This window comes from Enterobacter sp. RHBSTW-00901, assembly GCF_014103115.1.
Taxonomy (GTDB): domain Bacteria; phylum Pseudomonadota; class Gammaproteobacteria; order Enterobacterales; family Enterobacteriaceae; genus Enterobacter; species Enterobacter cloacae_P.
Genome location: NZ_JABXPB010000001.1, coordinates 2,447,436 through 2,464,926, shown reverse-complemented (window position 1 = coordinate 2,464,926; position 17,491 = coordinate 2,447,436). Strand labels below are relative to the sequence as shown.

Annotated in this window: 14 protein-coding genes; 8 read left to right on the top strand and 6 right to left on the bottom strand. The window is 54.7% G+C overall.

The window, feature by feature from the left end; genetic code table 11:
* Positions 1-174 precede the first annotated feature (174 nt).
* Positions 175-1,683, bottom strand: coding sequence for a glycerol-3-phosphate dehydrogenase (gene glpD / locus HV318_RS11915; protein WP_182272912.1), 1,509 nt, complete (start codon positions 1,681-1,683; stop codon positions 175-177).
* Positions 1,684-1,871: 188 nt separating this feature from the next.
* Here glpD and glpE point away from each other — a divergent pair, with 188 nt between their 5' ends.
* From glpE to HV318_RS11895, 4 genes are all read left to right on the top strand, one after another.
* Positions 1,872-2,204 carry a thiosulfate sulfurtransferase GlpE gene (gene glpE, locus HV318_RS11910; protein WP_182272911.1) on the top strand — a complete coding sequence of 111 codons (333 nt, stop codon included), beginning with the start codon at positions 1,872-1,874 and terminating at the stop codon, positions 2,202-2,204.
* A 53-nt stretch (positions 2,205-2,257) separates the two neighbouring features.
* Entirely contained in the window at positions 2,258-3,088 is an 831-nt protein-coding gene (gene glpG, locus HV318_RS11905; protein ID WP_182272910.1) for a rhomboid family intramembrane serine protease GlpG, read from the top strand.
* A 16-nt stretch (positions 3,089-3,104) separates the two neighbouring features.
* Complete coding sequence (locus tag HV318_RS11900; protein ID WP_182272909.1) at positions 3,105-3,863, top strand: DeoR/GlpR family transcriptional regulator; 759 nt, start codon at positions 3,105-3,107, stop codon at positions 3,861-3,863.
* Between the two features lie 115 nt (positions 3,864-3,978).
* A complete protein-coding gene (locus HV318_RS11895; RefSeq protein ID WP_419195714.1) occupies positions 3,979-5,121 on the top strand; it encodes an IS481 family transposase in 1,143 nt (380 codons plus the stop codon).
* Between the two features lie 94 nt (positions 5,122-5,215).
* On the opposite strand, the gene malT is transcribed toward HV318_RS11895, so the two are convergent.
* Entirely contained in the window at positions 5,216-7,921 is a 2,706-nt protein-coding gene (malT, locus tag HV318_RS11890; RefSeq protein ID WP_182272908.1) for an HTH-type transcriptional regulator MalT, read from the bottom strand.
* A gap of 584 nt (positions 7,922-8,505) precedes the next feature.
* Between malT and malP the strand changes: the two genes are divergently transcribed.
* Positions 8,506-10,899, top strand: coding sequence for a maltodextrin phosphorylase (gene malP, locus HV318_RS11885; RefSeq protein ID WP_182272907.1), 2,394 nt, complete (start codon positions 8,506-8,508; stop codon positions 10,897-10,899).
* Between the two features lie 9 nt (positions 10,900-10,908).
* Complete coding sequence (gene malQ / locus HV318_RS11880) at positions 10,909-12,990, top strand: 4-alpha-glucanotransferase (protein WP_182272906.1); 2,082 nt, start codon at positions 10,909-10,911, stop codon at positions 12,988-12,990.
* A gap of 36 nt (positions 12,991-13,026) precedes the next feature.
* Here the strand turns inward: malQ and gntT are convergent, their stop codons facing one another.
* The 3 genes from gntT to gntX all read right to left on the bottom strand — a co-directional run bounded on the left by gntT (position 13,027) and on the right by gntX (position 16,025).
* Complete coding sequence (gntT, locus tag HV318_RS11875; RefSeq protein WP_182272905.1) at positions 13,027-14,343, bottom strand: gluconate transporter; 1,317 nt, start codon at positions 14,341-14,343, stop codon at positions 13,027-13,029.
* A gap of 361 nt (positions 14,344-14,704) precedes the next feature.
* Entirely contained in the window at positions 14,705-15,280 is a 576-nt protein-coding gene (gene nfuA, locus HV318_RS11870; RefSeq protein WP_014072124.1) for a Fe-S biogenesis protein NfuA, read from the bottom strand.
* Positions 15,281-15,341: 61 nt separating this feature from the next.
* Entirely contained in the window at positions 15,342-16,025 is a 684-nt protein-coding gene (gene gntX / locus HV318_RS11865; RefSeq protein ID WP_182272904.1) for a DNA utilization protein GntX, read from the bottom strand.
* Between the two features lie 36 nt (positions 16,026-16,061).
* On the opposite strand from gntX, the gene bioH reads away from it, so the two are divergent.
* Together bioH and HV318_RS11855 are read left to right on the top strand one after the other, a co-directional pair.
* On the top strand, positions 16,062-16,835 hold the full coding sequence (gene bioH, locus HV318_RS11860) for a pimeloyl-ACP methyl ester esterase BioH (RefSeq protein WP_182272903.1): 774 nt from the start codon (positions 16,062-16,064) through the stop codon (positions 16,833-16,835).
* 111 nt (positions 16,836-16,946) lie between these two features.
* On the top strand, positions 16,947-17,216 hold the full coding sequence (locus HV318_RS11855) for a YdgH/BhsA/McbA-like domain containing protein (RefSeq protein ID WP_182272902.1): 270 nt from the start codon (positions 16,947-16,949) through the stop codon (positions 17,214-17,216).
* Positions 17,217-17,249: 33 nt separating this feature from the next.
* Here HV318_RS11855 and feoC read toward each other — a convergent pair whose 3' ends face one another.
* Complete coding sequence (feoC, locus tag HV318_RS11850) at positions 17,250-17,486, bottom strand: [Fe-S]-dependent transcriptional repressor FeoC (RefSeq protein ID WP_182272901.1); 237 nt, start codon at positions 17,484-17,486, stop codon at positions 17,250-17,252.
* Between the last annotated feature and the right edge of the window lie 5 nt (positions 17,487-17,491).

Genomic DNA, 17,491 nt, shown 5'->3' with positions numbered 1-17,491 from the left:
AACACGTTCACCGTAGCGGATTATGCAGGTAGCAGGAATGTCTGAGTGAACGGAACGATACCACTGAAATAACAAAGTGCCCTGGTGTCGCTTAACTGTCTGGCATTACAACCGAGGTTGCCGTTTTTACTGTTTGCGGCCATCTTCTGGTGGGAGAGGCCGCACTAATTTACATCACGACGCCAACGACAACTCACGCTTCCCCGCGTTTTGCAGCAGCCACTGTGCAACGCGAGACTGTTGTTCGGCATCCAGCCACATCCCTTCTTTGGTACGACGCCAGATGGCATCATCCAGGCGGCGAACCCATTCATGTTCGACCAGATAACGCAGCTCGGCTTCATACAGCTCGTGGCCAAAATGTTCGCCCAGGTCGGCAATCTCTTTCGCTTCCCCGAGGATCCATTCGGTATTGCTGCCGTAGGTGCGGGCGTAATGGCGCGCCATTGATTCAGTAATGAAGGGGTAGCGACGACGCAGTTTCGCGGCATAATCATCGCGGTTGCCACCGATATCACCACCAGGCAGTACCGCGCCTTTCGTCCATGCCGGGCCAATACCTTTGTAGTACGGCACCAGTTTTTCCAGCGCGTGTTCGGCCAGTTTACGGTAAGTGGTGAGTTTGCCACCAAACACCGACAGCAGTGGTGCCTGACCGTCTACGTCATGAATATCGAGCGTATAGTCGCGGGTGATAGCCTGCGGTGAGTCAGATTCGTCATCACACAGCGGACGCACACCGGAATAAGTCCAGACCACGTCATTACGTGCCAGCTGTTTCTTAAAGTGCGCGTTATACACTTTCAGCAGGTAGTTCACTTCGCTCTCGTCAATCTCGACGTTTTTCGGGTCGCCTTTGTACTCCACGTCGGTGGTGCCGATGATGGAAAACTCGTCCATCCACGGGATCACAAACACAATGCGCTTATCTTCGTTCTGCAGAATGTAGGCCTGTTTCTGGGTATGCACGCGAGGCACAACAATGTGGCTGCCTTTGATCAGACGGATACCATAAGGTGAAGGCAGGTGCATTCCCTCGTCAAAGAACTGTTTCACCCACGGACCGGTGGCGTTCACCAGGCCGCGCGCTTTCCAGCTGAACTTCTCGCCAGTGTCCACGTCTTCCGCTTCGACAATCCACAAGCCGTTTTCACGACGGGCAGCGGTGGCGCGGGTACGGGTTTTCACTTCGCCACCTTTCCTCTCTACCATCTGCGCATTGGCCAGGACCAGGCGCGCATCGTCCACCCAGCAGTCGGAATATTCGAATCCGCGTACGATTTCAGGCTTAAGTACCGATTCTGAGCCAAAACGCAAACCATTCGAACCTGGCAGGCTGGTACGTTTACCCAGGTGATCGTACATAAACAGACCAATTCGGATCATCCATGCCGGACGCAGGTGTGGACGGTGTGGCAGGCGGAAGCGCATTGGGATCGCCAGGTGCGGAGCCATCTTCAGCAGCACTTCACGTTCGGCCAGTGCTTCACTGACCAGGCGGAATTCGTAGTGTTCCAGGTAGCGCAGGCCACCATGGATCAGTTTTGAGCTGGCGGACGATGTCGCACAGGCGAGATCGTTAGCTTCCAGCATCAGTACGGATAATCCGCGTCCTGCGGCATCGACCGCAATCCCGGCACCGTTGATGCCACCGCCTATCACAATCAGATCTTTGGTTTCCATGTCACCCTCACGCACTTTCGTTAAAGCTCAAAAATGTTCGATATCGCTCATAATAGCAAAGGAACGCGCTTTTGGTAACATCAAAAAAACAATTTAGAGTGATATGGATAACATAATGGCGTTTACCTGCCGCCAGGACGTACACTACGGGGTAAAATAGTGCCGTTGACCAATGTAAAGAGAACACCATGGATCACTTTGAATGTATTAACGTAGAAGAAGCCCATCAGAAGATGCACCAGGGAACGGCGGTGCTGGTGGATATCCGTGATCCGCAGAGTTTTGCGATGGGCCACACGCCGGGCGCGTTCCACCTCACCAACGACACGCTGGGTGCGTTTATGCGTGATAACGACTTCGACACGCCGGTAATGGTGATGTGCTACCACGGCAACAGCAGTAAAGGGGCGGCGCAGTATCTGCTCCAGCAGGGCTACGACGCGGTGTACAGTGTCGATGGTGGTTTCGATGCCTGGCATCGTCATTTCCCGGCAGAAGTTGAGCACGCGTTTGGCGGCTAAAACCATTCGCTCTATACTGTTCCCCTTTGTGTGGAAATAAGCGACCGCTGCTCATGTTGATGATCACCTCTTTTACCAACCCGCGCGTCGCCCAGGCGTTTGTCGATTATATGGCGACGCAGGGCGTCATCCTGACCATTCAACAACATACTCAGACCGACGTCTGGCTGGCGGACGAGAGTCAGGCCGTACGAGTGAATGCAGAGCTGGCGCGTTTCCTGGAGAACCCTGGCGATCCGCGCTATCTGGCGGCAAGCTGGCAGTCCGGCCAGACCGGCAGCGGGTTGCACTACCGTCGTTTTCCTTTCCTTGCCACCATTCGCGAGCGCGCAGGCCCGTTTACGCTGCTACTGATGGCCGCCTGCATTATCGTCTTCATTATTATGAATGTGGTGGGCGACCAGAGCGTGATGATCGCCCTGGCGTGGCCGTATGATCCCTCGCTGGAATTTGATGTCTGGCGCTATTTTACCCATGCGCTGATGCACTTCTCGGTGATGCATATTCTCTTCAACCTGCTGTGGTGGTGGTATCTCGGCGGTGCCGTGGAGAAGCGTCTGGGCAGTGGCAAACTGATTGTTATTACAATTATCAGTGCCTTGTTAAGCGGCTATGTGCAGCACAAATTCAGCGGCCCGTGGTTTGGCGGTTTATCTGGTGTGGTATATGCCCTGATGGGCTACGTCTGGCTCAGAGGCGAGCGCGATCCTGCCAGCGGTATCTATTTGCAACGCGGGTTGATAACCTTTGCATTAATATGGTTAATTGCCGGATGGTTTGATTTGTTTGGCATGTCTATCGCCAACGGTGCGCACGTTACCGGGCTGGCCGTCGGGCTGGCGATGGCCTTTGCCGATACGCTTCATGCGCGAAAACGAACATAATTTCCAGGGATATTTGATGAAACAAACACAACGTCATGACGCCATTATCGAACTGGTAAAAAAGCAGGGATACGTCAGTACCGAAGAGCTGGTGGAACAGTTTGCCGTCAGCCCACAAACCATCCGTCGTGACCTGAACGACCTGGCCGATCAAAACCGTATTCTGCGCCACCACGGCGGCGCGGCGCTGCCGTCCAGCTCGGTTAACACCTCCTGGCATGACCGCAAAGCAACGCAAACGGCAGAGAAGGAGCGCATTGCCCGTAAAGTGGCAAGCCAGATCCCGAACGGTGCGACGCTGTTTATTGATATCGGCACCACGCCGGAAGCAGTCGCCCATGCGCTGCTGGAACACGAGAACCTGCGCGTGGTCACCAACAACCTGAACGTGGCGAATACCCTGATGCAGAAAGATGATTTCCGCATCATCCTCGCGGGCGGCGAATTGCGCAGCCGTGACGGCGGTATTATTGGTGAAGCGACGCTCGATTTTATCTCTCAGTTCCGCCTCGATTTCGGCATCCTGGGGATCAGCGGTATCGACAGCGACGGCTCGTTGCTGGAGTTTGATTATCACGAAGTGCGCACCAAGCGGGCCATTATTGAAAACTCACGTCATGTCATGCTGGTGGTGGATCACTCCAAGTTTGGTCGTAACGCGATGGTGAATATGGGCAGTATCAGTATGGTCGATGCGGTCTATACCGACGTGATGCCGCCAGCAGGTGTGATGCAGGTGATTAAGGATAATAATCTGCAGTTAGAGTTGTGTTGAAAAGCCTTTCTCCCTCTCCCTGTGGGTGTACAGTCCGGGGACATAGTGAACACTTGTTCGGGGACATGGTAGACACTTACAACTAAGGCATAAGAACCCGTTTATGGAGTCACTTATGCCCTGGGATGCGAGAGATACCATGTCATTACGTACCGAGTTTGTTTTGTTCGCCTCGCAGGACGGGGCGAACATCCGTTCCCTGTGCCGTCACTACGGCATTTCGCCTGCCACCGGCTATAAGTGGCTTCAGCGCTGGGCTCAGGAAGGCGCATCCGGCCTTCTGGACCGGCCCCGTATACCTCATCATTCCCCGAACCGCTCATCTGATGACATCACAGCTCTTCTGCGCATGGCACATGACCGTCATGAACGCTGGGGCGCACGCAAGATTAAGCGCTGGCTGGAAGACCTGGGGCACTGCATGCCCGCTTTCAGCACCGTCCATAACCTGATGGCCCGCCACGGTCTGCTGCCGGGCGTTTCACCGGGCATTCCGGCCTCAGGGCGGTTCGAACATGATGCGCCCAATCGCCTCTGGCAGATGGATTTTAAGGGACACTTTCCCTTTGGTGGTGGCCGCTGTCATCCGCTCACCCTGCTGGATGACCACTCCCGCTTTTCCCTGTGCCTGGCACACTGCACCGATGAACGGCGTGAGACCGTACAGCAGCAGCTGGTCAGCGTGTTTGAACGCTACGGTCTGCCGGACAGGATGACGATGGATAACGGAGCGCCGTGGGGCGACACCACCGGCATCTGGACGGCACTGGAGCTGTGGCTGATGCGCCTGGGTATCCGGGTGGGGCACTCCCGGCCATATCATCCGCAGACACAGGGCAAGCTGGAGCGTTTTCACCGCAGCCTGAAGGCGGAAGTGTTGCAGGGGAAGTGGTTCGCGGACAGCGGTGAACTGCAGCGTGCATTTGAACACTGGCGCACCGTCTATAACCTTGAACGACCGCACGAGGCGCTGGGTATGAACGTTCCGGCCTCCCGGTATCAGCCGTCCGCACGGCAGTACAACGGCAACACAATCCCACCGGAATACGATGAGGGGGTGATGGTCAGGAAAGTCGATATCAGCGGGAAGCTGAGCGTGAAAGGAGTCAGTCTGAGCGCAGGCAAGGCGTTCAGGGGGGAACGGGTAGGGCTGAGGGAAACACAGGAAGACGGCTGTTATGACGTGTGGTGGTACAGCACGAAAGTGGGGGTGATCGACCTGAAGAAAAAGTCGATCACCATAGGTAAAGGATGTTAAAAAGTGTTCACCATGTCCCCGAACACCTGTCTACCATGTCCCCGGACCGTACAGTGGGAGAGGGCCGGGGTGAGGGCATCAGGCCGAACAGACCTTAAACCCCGTACCCCATCATCTTCAGCAATTGCTGCGCATGTTGTACGGCATCCTGACGATGTGCCACACCCAACTTCTGGTACAAATTGCGGATATGCGTTTTGATGGTGGTTGCCGCCACCGCCAGCTCACCGGCAATCTGCTCATTGCTGTAGCCTGAATAGATTAGCCCCAGAACCTGCCATTCACGCTGGGTGAGTGGGCTGGTGCGGATAAGTTCCGGCACTTCAGGGTGATTCAGCAGGCGTTCAACAAAGTTCTCATCAAAGTGCGCAAACTTGTGGCGATGATGCTGGTTAATTTCACGCAGAATACGCTGTGCGCGATGCTGATCCAGCTCTGGCAGCGTATTGAGCTGAATAAGCTGACGCAGTTGTTGCGCCATCACTTCGCCTTCAATCACAAAGTGGCTGATAAACCCGGTGCGGTTAGCCAGCTGCAATGCTTCCAGCAACACTCGCTGGGCATCATTTTTACGCCCAGCCTGCCAGTAGAGCTGGTTAAGCAACAGCAGGTTACGGTTTAGATCGCTCATCAGACGCAGGCTGCGGGCATTTTCATTCAGCTCTTCCAGCACAATCTCGGCTGGTTCAAAATCACCGAGCAGGATCTGCACGCGGGCAATGTTCCGCCACTGGCTTTGCAGGAAGTGGTTGTTAGCGAATGCCGGTTTAGGCGTCTGGCGTAGCCAGTTGGCGGCAGATTTTTTGTCGCCGGTCATTTGCCAGTAAATGACCCGTACCTTATCGGCGTTCGAAACCCAGTCGCAATGGTACTGGCCGTTACCGAGCAGGTTTTCCAGGCGGTTAAGGTGGTTGCGGGCGTTATCCAAATCCCCGCGTGCCAGCGAGCACTGCACCAACAGCGCGAGACATTGTAACTGCTGCTGTGGCTGGAAACCTGAGAGCACGTCAACACCCTGGCGGGCGCAGCTTTCTGCCTCATCCAGACGCGACCACGCCCACAGCAGCTGAGCGCGAATACGTAACAGGAACTCGTGCATTGGCAGCTGTTCCAGATGTTGTTCACGAACGAGCTGGAATGCTTTTTCCTGATTTTCCCAGGCGGCTTGCAGGAACCCCTGAGCAAATAAAATTTCACTTTGCTGGATCAGGCTCCATAACGCGTAGTGCCAGACATCATGGCGACGTGCCATCTGTTCGGTTTGTTGCATCAGCGACAGGGAACGCGTCAGGTCACCTTTGCAGTGCAGGACTTCACCGTGTACTGAGGTGGCAACGATGCGGCTGTAGAAGTTTGCCAGCGGCAGCTCATCAAGAGCAACCATCGCCAGGCGCTCCGCCTCTTCCGGGTCACCCGCGTTAATTGCCACCTGTGCGCGCAGCGCGTTAAATTCACCGTGCAGCGTGATATCCATTTCACTTTCCATCTCCTGCTCGGCGCGTGCCAGCAGGGTATTCACTTCGCTGTAGCGATGCTGGCTTTGCATCAGCCAGGCCTGCAGGAGCACAAGACGTGGGTTCTCCAGCAGGCTTTCCCACGGCAGGGCTTTTAATGACTCTTCAAGCAGCGTCAGTTCGCTGTGGTTAAATAAGCCCCATGCATGGTTGAGCAGGATATCGCGTAGCATGCTGGCATCACCGGCAGCCAGCGCGTGGTGGATTGCCTCGCTCGGGAAACCTTGCGCCATCCAGCTTTCGGCGGCAGCGCGGTGGATCTCCGGCAACTCGACGGCAAGCTCCCACTGACAACGCTGGCGCAGGAAGCTGCCAAACAGCGGGTGATAGCTAAACCATTCGCCAGGATCGTCCATGCGCGTCAGGAACAGGCCCTGACGTTCAATCTCTTCAAGCTGGAGCTGGCCGTTCTCGCTGCCGGTCACGCGCACAATCAGCGCGTCGTTCATGGAACGCAGCAGGGAACTTTTTAGCAGGAAATTACGGGTAGAAGGATCGACGCTGTCCAGTACCTCATCCACCAGATAATCGGACAGATGGCTGGCGTTAATACCCGCCAGGCGACGCGCAGACTGATGCGTCGGGCTTTTGTTTTGCCGGGCAGACAGGGCAATCAGCTGCAGCGCTGTGGCCCAGCCTGCAACATCATCGCACAGGCGGCTGCTTTCGGAGGCCTCAATGGGTGAGGTCAGACGGCAGTCAAAGAACTGTTTGGCTTCCTGGTGGGTAAAGGCCAACTGCTGGCTACCCACTTCCAGTAGCTGATCGCGTACGCGCAGGTTGGCAATACCCAGCTGCGGCAGGTTACGCGACAGTACGACCAGGGTCAGGTTTTCCGGCTGATGGCGCAGGAAGAAACGCATCGACTCGTGGATAACCGGGTTGGTGATCAGATGATAATCATCAATCACCACATACAGCGGACGATGCCATTCGGCCAGTTCAATAAACAGCTGTGAAAAAAGCGAGGACAGACTGGCGTACTGGCGCTTTTGCACCATTACCTCACTGGTCGTGCAGTGTCCATTGGTTGCCTGTTGAATGGCGGCAACCAGATAGCTGGCAAAACGCTTTTGCTGGTTATCGCCCTCGTCGAGGGAGTACCAGCCAAGATCGCTCTTACCTGCGGCCCATTGCGAAATGAGCGTTGTTTTTCCATAACCTGCAGGGCTCGTAACCAGCGCCAGTCGGAAATTATGCGCGCCGGAAAGTTTAGCCAACAGACGTTCGCGGACCACTGTATGGTCAAGACGAACCGGGCGACTTAATTTTGACGGAATCAACATAGTTTTCACTTCACTGTGGGGAACGAGGGAATCTATTTTTTTTGCGCTTCGTAATTAATAGCTATAAGGTCGGCCAGAAAGAGAACTATTGCAAGTTATGTCTGGGTTTTGTGGCTGTGAATTTGCACTCTGTCACAAAACATTCCACCTGGAACCGGAACTTTTTAGAATGGCCCGAATGCCGCGTGGATGCTGGATTACGTACATTCAGTGCGGGTACGCTGAAACTGGTTTCATAAAGGTATAATGACGCCAAAGTTAATAAAGTTTCGGTAAAGTTGAGAGGGATTAATAGTGTTCTGAGAGAGGCCCCAATGGCAGAAATATTATTCTGCGTAAGTAATCATTTCCACGCGTATTAATTTTTTACGAAACCGCATTTCATTTTTTTGACACTCTCCCCGGTTATCTTTTTCCCTTCAGGGCACACTCAAACTATGCTCTCAGAGTGGCCTTGATCACACTTTTATGCTCATCCCCGCTACTCCTCCCTGCCTAATCCCCCGCAGGAGGAGGAAGTGGCGAAGTGAGCCAGGCACACTAGCGCCAACATGTGTTTTCTCTCTACAGGATGCCGATTCCCTATGTCACAGCCTACCTTCAACAAAGCTCAATTTCAGGCTGCCCTGACGCGTCAGTGGCAGCGTTTTGGTCTTCATGCTGCAAACGAGATGACGCCTCACCAGTGGTGGCAGGCGGTGAGCGGTGCGCTCGCAGAGCAGCTGGATGCTCAACCGGTAGCAAAGCCTGTTAAAGGCCAGCGCCATGTGAACTATATTTCGATGGAATTCCTGATTGGCCGTCTGACCGGCAACAACCTGCTGAACCTCGGCTGGTATCAGGAGGTGGGCGACGTGTTGAAAGAGCACGACGTGAACCTGACCGACCTGCTGGAAGAAGAGATTGACCCGGCACTGGGTAACGGTGGTTTGGGGCGTCTGGCGGCCTGTTTCCTTGATTCAATGGCAACGGTAGGTCAGTCGGCAATTGGCTATGGCCTGAACTACCAGTACGGTCTGTTCCGCCAGTCGTTTGCTGAAGGTCATCAGATGGAAGCACCGGATGACTGGCACCGCAATACGTACCCGTGGTTCCGCCACAATGCGCAGCTTGATGTGCAGGTGGGCATTGGCGGTAAGGTATCAAAACAAGGGGTCTGGGAACCTGCCTTTACGCTTACCGGTGAAGCCTGGGATCTGCCGGTGCTGGGCTACCGTAACAGTGTGGCACAACCTCTGCGCCTGTGGCAGGCGAAGCATGCTCATCCGTTTAACCTGACCAAATTCAACGACGGTGATTTCCTGCGTGCCGAACAACAGGGTATCGACGCTGAGAAACTGACGAAAGTGCTCTACCCGAATGACAACCATCTGGCGGGCAAGAAACTGCGTCTGATGCAGCAATACTTCCAGTGTGCCTGTTCCGTAGCGGATATTCTGCGTCGTCATCATCTGGCAGGTCGCAAGCTGGCACAGCTGCCAGACTTTGAAGTGATTCAGCTTAACGACACCCACCCGACCATTGCGATCCCTGAACTGCTGCGTGTGCTGATTGATGAACATCAGCTGAGCTGGGATGACGCCTGGGCAATCACCAGCCGTACGTTTGCCTACACCAACCATACGCTGATGCCAGAGGCGCTGGAGTGCTGGGATGAGAAGCTGGTGAAGGCGCTGCTGCCGCGCCACATGCAGTTAATCAATGAGATTAACGACCGCTTTAAAGTGCTGGTGAAAAAGACCTGGCCGGGTAATAAAGAGGTGTGGGCGAAGCTGGCTGTGGTTCACGACAAACAGGTGCGCATGGCGAACATGTGTGTGGTGAGCGGTTTTGCGGTCAACGGTGTGGCGGCGCTGCACTCGGATCTGGTGGTGAAAGATCTGTTCCCGGAATACCACCACCTGTGGCCGACCAAATTCCACAACGTGACCAACGGTATCACGCCACGTCGCTGGATCAAGCAGTGCAACCCGCTGCTGGCCGACCTGCTGGATAAAACCCTGAAGAAAGAGTGGGCCAACGATCTGGATCAGCTCATCAATCTGGAAAAATACGCCGACGACGCGAAATTCCGTGAACAGTACCGCGCCATCAAGCTGGAGAACAAAGTGCGTCTGGCGGCGTTTGTAAAAGCGCGTACCGGGATTGAGATCAACCCACAGGCCATTTTCGACATCCAGATTAAACGTCTGCATGAGTACAAACGCCAGCACCTGAACCTGCTGCACATTCTGGCACTGTATAAAGAGATCCGCGAGAACCCGAAAGCCAACCGAGTTCCACGCGTGTTCCTGTTCGGCGCAAAAGCGGCACCGGGTTACTACCTGGCGAAAAACATTATCCTCGCCATCAACAAAGTGGCAGAAGCGATCAACAACGATCCGAAAGTGGGCGACAAGCTGAAGGTGGTGTTCCTGCCGGATTACTGTGTCTCCGCAGCAGAGATGTTGATCCCGGCGGCGGATATCTCCGAGCAGATCTCCACGGCGGGTAAAGAAGCCTCCGGTACCGGCAACATGAAGCTGGCGCTGAACGGCGCGCTCACCGTCGGTACGCTTGACGGTGCGAACGTTGAAATTGCTGAGAAGGTCGGGGAAGAGAACATCTTTATCTTCGGACATACCGTTGAAGAAGTGAAAGCCATCAAGGCCAAAGGTTACGACCCGGTGAAATGGCGTAAGAAGGACAAAGTGCTTGATGCTGTCCTGAAAGAACTGGAAAGCGGTAAATACAGCGATGGCGACAAGCACACGTTTGACCAGATGCTGCACAGCATGAACAAACACGGCGGCGACCCGTATCTGGTGATGGCGGACTTCGCGGCGTACGTGGAAGCACAAAAACAGGTCGACGTGCTGTATCGCGACCAGGAAGCCTGGACCCGGGCGTGCATCCTGAACACTGCCCGCTGCGGTATGTTCAGCTCTGACCGCTCAATCCGTGATTATCAGGCTCGTATCTGGCAGGCAAAACGCTAAGGAAGCGCGATGGAGAGTAAACGTCTGGATAGTGCCGCGCAGGCGGCGGGGATCAGCCTCAGTTACATTAATGCTCACGGCAAACCACAGTCTATTGGCGCTGACACCAAAAGACGTTTGCTGGATGCCATGCACAAAGCCGACGCGAAAGCGTCGGTTGCTCCGGTACCGAACGTGAAGGTCTTTACTGCGGGCAAAAAGATGCCGCTGACGGTGGAGGGGCGAGGCGAGTTTAGCTGGCTGCTCACCACTGAAGAGGGTCATCAGCACAAAGGCCATGCCACTGGAGGCAAGGCTCTTAACCTTCCGGCAAAACTGCCGGAGGGCTACCACACATTAACGCTCACCCAGGACGACCAGCGTTTTCACTGCCGGCTGATTGTTGCGCCAAAACGCTGCTATGAGCCACAGGCATTGCTCGAAGGCAAAAAGTTGTGGGGTGCATGCGTGCAGCTCTACACGCTGCGCTCCGACAGCAACTGGGGCATCGGTGATTTTGGCGACCTGAAAAAGATGCTGACGGACGTCGGCGAACGCGGCGGTGCGTTTATCGGCCTCAACCCGATCCACGCGCTCTATCCGGCGAACCCGGAAAGTGCCAGCCCGTATAGCCCGTCATCTCGCCGCTGGCTGAACGTGATTTATATCGACGTTAACGCGTTAGAGGATTTCAAAAACAGCAAAGAGGCGCAGTCGTGGTGGAAACTCGCGACGACGCAGCACATGCTGAAAGAGGCCCGCGATGCGGAGTGGGTCGATTACTCTACCGTCACCTCCCTGAAGATGGCCGCGCTGCGTCTGGCGTGGAAAGGCTTTGCGAAGCGTGATGATGAACAAATGGCGGCTTTCCGTCAGTTTGTGACGCAGGAAGGTGAGAGCCTTTACTGGCAGGCGGCGTTCGATGCGCTGCATGCGTATCAGGTGAAAGAGGATGAAATGCGCTGGGGCTGGCCGGTATGGCCGCAGGCATATCAATCCGTAGACACCCCTGAAGTGAAAGCATTTTGTCAAAAGCATGCCGATGAGGTGGACTTCTACCTGTGGCTGCAATGGCTGGCGTACAGCCAGTTTGCGGCCTGCTGGCAGGTGAGCCAGGGTTATAAAATGCCGATCGGCCTGTATCGTGACCTGGCCGTCGGTGTGGCAGAAGGGGGGGCGGAAACCTGGTGTGATCGCGAGCTTTACTGCCTGAAAGCCTCTGTTGGTGCACCGCCGGATATTCTTGGCCCGCTCGGTCAGAACTGGGGCTTACCGCCGATGGATCCACACGTGATGGCGGCGCGCGCATATGAGCCGTTTATCGACCTGTTGCGCGCCAACATGCAAAACTGCGGGGCGCTGCGTATTGACCACGTGATGTCCGTGCTGCGCCTGTGGTGGATCCCTTATGGTGAAACGGCGGATCACGGGGCTTACGTGCAGTATCCGGTTGACGATCTACTGTCGATCCTGGCGCTGGAAAGTAAACGCCATCAGTGCATGGTGATCGGTGAAGATCTCGGTACCGTACCGGTGGAGATCGTCAGCAAGCTCCGCGATAGCGGCGTGTATTCCTACAAAGTGCTCTATTTTGAAAACAACCATGAGAAAACCTTCCGCGCGCCAAAAGCGTATCCGGAACAGTCAATGGCAGTCGCGACGACGCATGATCTTCCTACGCTGCGTGGCTATTGGGAAAGCGGCGATCTGACGCTTGGTAAAACGCTGGGTCTTTATCCTGATGAAGAGGTGCTATGCGGTCTGTATCAGGATCGCGAGCTGGCGAAGCAGGGGCTGCTGGATGCGCTGCATAAGCATGGCTGTCTGCCGAAACGTGCCGGGCATAAGGCTTCGCTGATGTCGATGACTCCCACGCTTAACCGGGGGTTACAACGCTACATCGCTGACAGTAACAGTGCCTTGCTGGGTCTGCAGCCGGAAGACTGGATTGATATGGCCGGGCCGGTGAACATTCCGGGAACCAGCTATCAGTACAAGAACTGGCGTCGTAAGTTGTCCGTGAGTCTTGAGAAGATGTTTGCCGATGAGGGGGTGAACAAGCTGATTAAGGATTTGGATAAGCGCAGAAAAGCTGTAGTGAAGAAGAAATAAAAAAGAACCCGCCTGTTGGCGGGTTCTTTTTTTACATCAGAGTGCCATATTCAGCAACAGAACCCCGACCAGGCCACACACCGAAATAATGGTTTCCAGCATTGACCAGGACTTGATGGTTTCACCGATCGTCAGGTTGAAGTACTCCTTGAACAGCCAGAAGCCCGGATCGTTTACGTGAGAGAAAATCACGCTACCGGAACCGACCGCGATAACCATCAGCTCAGGGCTGACGCCGGTGGTCGCAATCAGCGGCGCAACGATACCACCCGCAGTAATTGCCGCAACGGTTGCAGAGCCAAGCGCAATACGCAGAACCGCAGCAATAGACCAGGCCATAAAGAGTGGTGACACGTTGGTTTCATGCATTATGGAGGCGATGTATTTATCCACGCCACTGTCGACCAGAACCTGTTTGAACGCACCGCCACCGCCGATGATCAGGAGCATCATGGCAATGATTTTGATGGAAGAGATCAGCGTGTCGTTGATCTGATCCATTGAACGACCACGGTTCAGACCGAAGGTAAACATCGCGATCAGTACCGCAATCAGTGTTGCCATGACCGGGTCACCCAGGAATTCCGCAACGGCCAGGAAGGCGTGATCTTTTGGCAGGATCATCTCTGCTATAGCACGCATGGCCATCAGGATCACCGGTACCAGAGATGTCCAGACGCTGACGCCAAAGCCAGGCATCTCTTCTTCAGTGAAGGTTTTCGCGCTGTACAGACCTTCCGGGATAGGCTTATCAATACCTTTCAGGAAACGCGCGTATACCGGACCTGCCAGAATGACGGTTGGGATCGCCAGAATTGTACCGAACAGCAGGGTTTTACCCATATCGGCGTGGAAAATAGTTGCAATAGCGGTTGGGCCAGGGTGTGGCGGCAGGAAGCCGTGCGTCACGGACAGCGCCGCCGCCATTGGCACACCTACATACAGCAGTGGGATATTTGCCGCAGCCGCAATGGTGAACACCAGTGGCAGCATCAGCACAAAGCCCACTTCATAGAACAGCGCAAAACCGACGGTAAAACCGGTTAATACCACCGCCCACTGGATATTCTTCTTACCGAATTTGGCGATAAGTGTGGTTGCGATGCGCTGCGCACCACCGCAGTCTGCCAGCATTTTGCCGAGCATGGCACCAAAGCCCATGATCAACGCCAGGCCGCCGAGCGTACCGCCTACACCTGCTTTAATCGAGCTAATAACTTTAACCAGCGGCATCCCTTGCATCAGACCGACTGCAAGTGCCACCAGAACCAGAGCGATAAATCCGTTCATTTTGAAACGGATCATCAAGAGCAGTAATAACACAACACCGATAGCGACGATGACTAATGGCATGATTTACCTGGCCTTTGAATTGTTATGGGTAACGTCATTGTGTCAATGACGATTTCCGCTCGTCCCAACTGGGAACAGAGTGTGAACGGCACTAACACGGATACCTGTGAAACTATTAAATGTAGTTAGCTGTTATAAGAGTGCTTAGTGCCCACTTGAATGATACGGGTAACATGGCGTGATTGAGAATCACCCTGAGCGGCAAAATTTAAATTATGAGACGCAGGTCAACATATACAGAGGGGAGAGGCGGGCAAACAAAAGCCGGGCGGCGGCTTCGCCTTACCCGGCTTACGAATCAAGATGTGTAGCGTCGCTGTAGGACCGGTAAGCGCAGCGCCACCGGGCAAAGGCAGACGGCTTAGTAGTAAGAGTGCTCGCCGCGCTGGTGTTCGGTCAGATCGCGCACGCCTTTCAGCTCAGGGAATTCGTTCAGCAGCTGCTTCTCGATCCCTTCTTTCAGCGTGACGTCGACCATTGAACAGCCGTTACAGCCGCCGCCGAATTGCAGGATCGCCAGGCCATCTTCAGTGATTTCCATCAGTGAGACACGGCCGCCGTGACCTGCCAGCTGTGGGTTGATCTGGGATTGCAGCAGGTACTCAACGCGCTCCATCAGCGGGGCATCGTCAGACACTTTACGCATTTTTGCGTTGGGTGCTTTCAGGGTCAGCTGAGAACCCAGCTGATCGGTGACGAAGTCAATTTCCGCATCGTCAAGATACGGTGCGCTGAGCTCATCAACGTAAGCGGTGAGCTGTTCAAATTTAAGGGCTGTGTCGGTTGCTTCCACCGCGTCCGGAGGGCAATAAGAGACACCACATTCTGCATTCGGAGTGCCTGGATTGATCACAAACACGCGGATCTGCGTCCCTTCTTCCTGATTTGCCAGCAGTTTGGCAAAGTGCGCTTGTGCAGAATCGGAAATACGGATCATAGCTTTGGCCTAATAGTTGACTAAATTACTTGGGTATAATAATACGCCCAATGAAGAAGGGCTACAAGGTACGGCACAGACACCATACCTGAACCGACGCGGCACCGCTTTGCAAAAGCAGTCGGGAAAGTTCAGCAACGGTACTGCCCGTGGTGACGACATCATCCACAATCGCGATATGGAGACCTTCGACCGGTAATTCAAGGCGAAAGGCATTTTTCAGGTTTCTTTTGCGAAGCCGGGCATTGAGCTGATGTTGTACCGCGGTGGCATGGACGCGTTTAAGCGCTGAAACCGCATACCGACATCCCAGCCAGCGCGCGAGAGGCTGGCAGAGCAGGTCACTCTGGTTATAGCCACGCTGCCAGTGACGACGTGGGTGCAGCGGCACATTCATTACCATGTCGACTTTCGGCAGGGCGCGGGTGCGTCGGGCCTGCAAAATCGCCAACAGCAACAGGCGAGCCAGAGGGTGTGCCAGCGTTGTCTGGCCGGAAAACTTCAGCTTGTGGATAAGCCCGCTCAGCGGTGGGACATAATCATCAACCGCCACCAGGGCGCTCCACGGTGGTGATTTTTTCAGGCAGCGGCCACAGGGAAATACCCGGCTCATGGCCGGTAAACCACACTGTGGACACCCCGTGATACGGCCTTCCAGTGAGCGCGTGCAGACAGAACAGACACCCCAGTGACTCAGCGCAAGTGGCATTCGACATAGCCAGCACAAGCCAGGCACTGTTAGCATGTACAACCTCCATGTAAAAAAAGAGAACAGTAACTGATGAAGACTCTGTGGTGGCAGACCGTAGGGACGGGAAATTGCCATCTTGTGCTGCTGCACGGATGGGGACTGAATGCTGAAGTGTGGCATTGCATAAACGAGGAACTTGCCTCGCATTTTACCCTGCACCTGGTGGATTTACCGGGTTTTGGCCGTAGCCACGGCTTTGGTGCGATGTCGCTCGATGAGATGGCGCAGCACGTTCTGGATGCCGCGCCGCAAAATGCCATCTGGCTGGGCTGGAGCCTGGGTGGGCTGGTCGCAAGCAGGATTGCACTGGCAAACCCTGAACGCGTGCAGGCACTGGTGACGGTAGCCTCGTCACCGTGCTTCAGTGCGCAGGACGCATGGCCGGGTATCAAACCCGAGGTACTGGCCGGGTTCCAGCAGCAGCTGAGCGAAGACTTCCAGCGGACGGTTGAGCGTTTCCTGGCATTGCAGACGATGGGAACCGAAACTGCACGTCAGGATGCCCGTATGCTGAAACAGACGGTGCTCTCTCTGCCGATGCCGGACGTAGAGGTGCTTAACGGGGGACTGGAAATACTGAAAACCGTCGATTTGCGTGAATCGCTGACATTGCTTGCCATGCCACACCTGCGTATCTATGGCAACCTTGACGGCCTTGTGCCGCGCAAAGTGGTCCCATTACTGGATGTACTGTGGCCAGAAAGCGAATCGCTGGTTGTGCCCAAAGCCGCACATGCGCCGTTTATCTCTCATCCCGCGGAGTTTTGTTCAGCGCTTGTTGCTTTAAGTCAACGTTTAGACTGATTATTTTCTATCCATCCTGGAAAAAGTCACCTACCGCAACCATACTCCAGATGTCGTTGCGGTTGTTCTGCTTTCGATAATCAAAACAACAATCCTATGGAGAATCAGGTTATGAAACTTGTTACAGGTATTGTCACTTCTCTGGTTATTGGGTCACTGTCATTTGGCGTGTTTGCGGCGCAAGAGCTGGAAAAAGACAAGGTGAAAGGGATGCATCTGACCAAGATTGGTCAGATTTCCACGTCTGACACCACCGCGCCAATGGACGCGAGAAAAGAGCTGTCGAAGAAAGCGGATAAACTGGGTGGCAAATATTTCGTGGTCACCAGCGCATCGAAAGATACCAAAAACGTACGTGCAACAGCAGACGTTTATAAGTAATACACTAAAGCCGGGCAGCATTGCCCGGCTTTATTAACGCAGCGCCCACCACACCCTGAGGCAGGCTTTTCCTTCCGGGCAGCTTTTGCAACTGCCAGAGAGACAACCATCCGCATCTTCCTGAATGCGCACGGCTTTTCCCATCGCTTCCAGTCGCTCCAGCATGGCATCAATCATTGGTTGTGGTGTATGCAGGCTGAGGCTCAGCTGTTTCGCGTCCATTCGCCCCTGTAACGCCAGTAAATCACGAACCTGTATCAATGATGCCATTGTCA

Excerpts from the sequence above, each read along its gene's own strand:
- glpD (WP_182272912.1), bottom strand. The coding sequence starts at position 1,683 with ATGGAAACCAAAGATCTGATTGTGATAGGCGGTGGCATCAACGGTGCC.
- glpE (WP_182272911.1), top strand. The coding sequence starts at position 1,872 with ATGGATCACTTTGAATGTATTAACGTAGAAGAAGCCCATCAGAAGATG.
- glpG (WP_182272910.1), top strand. The coding sequence starts at position 2,258 with ATGTTGATGATCACCTCTTTTACCAACCCGCGCGTCGCCCAGGCGTTT.
- HV318_RS11900 (WP_182272909.1), top strand. The coding sequence starts at position 3,105 with ATGAAACAAACACAACGTCATGACGCCATTATCGAACTGGTAAAAAAG.
- HV318_RS11895 (WP_419195714.1), top strand. The coding sequence starts at position 3,979 with ATGCCCTGGGATGCGAGAGATACCATGTCATTACGTACCGAGTTTGTT.
- malT (WP_182272908.1), bottom strand. The coding sequence starts at position 7,921 with ATGTTGATTCCGTCAAAATTAAGTCGCCCGGTTCGTCTTGACCATACA.
- malP (WP_182272907.1), top strand. The coding sequence starts at position 8,506 with ATGTCACAGCCTACCTTCAACAAAGCTCAATTTCAGGCTGCCCTGACG.
- malQ (WP_182272906.1), top strand. The coding sequence starts at position 10,909 with ATGGAGAGTAAACGTCTGGATAGTGCCGCGCAGGCGGCGGGGATCAGC.
- gntT (WP_182272905.1), bottom strand. The coding sequence starts at position 14,343 with ATGCCATTAGTCATCGTCGCTATCGGTGTTGTGTTATTACTGCTCTTG.
- nfuA (WP_014072124.1), bottom strand. The coding sequence starts at position 15,280 with ATGATCCGTATTTCCGATTCTGCACAAGCGCACTTTGCCAAACTGCTG.
- gntX (WP_182272904.1), bottom strand. The coding sequence starts at position 16,025 with ATGCTAACAGTGCCTGGCTTGTGCTGGCTATGTCGAATGCCACTTGCG.
- bioH (WP_182272903.1), top strand. The coding sequence starts at position 16,062 with ATGAAGACTCTGTGGTGGCAGACCGTAGGGACGGGAAATTGCCATCTT.
- HV318_RS11855 (WP_182272902.1), top strand. The coding sequence starts at position 16,947 with ATGAAACTTGTTACAGGTATTGTCACTTCTCTGGTTATTGGGTCACTG.
- feoC (WP_182272901.1), bottom strand. The coding sequence starts at position 17,486 with ATGGCATCATTGATACAGGTTCGTGATTTACTGGCGTTACAGGGGCGA.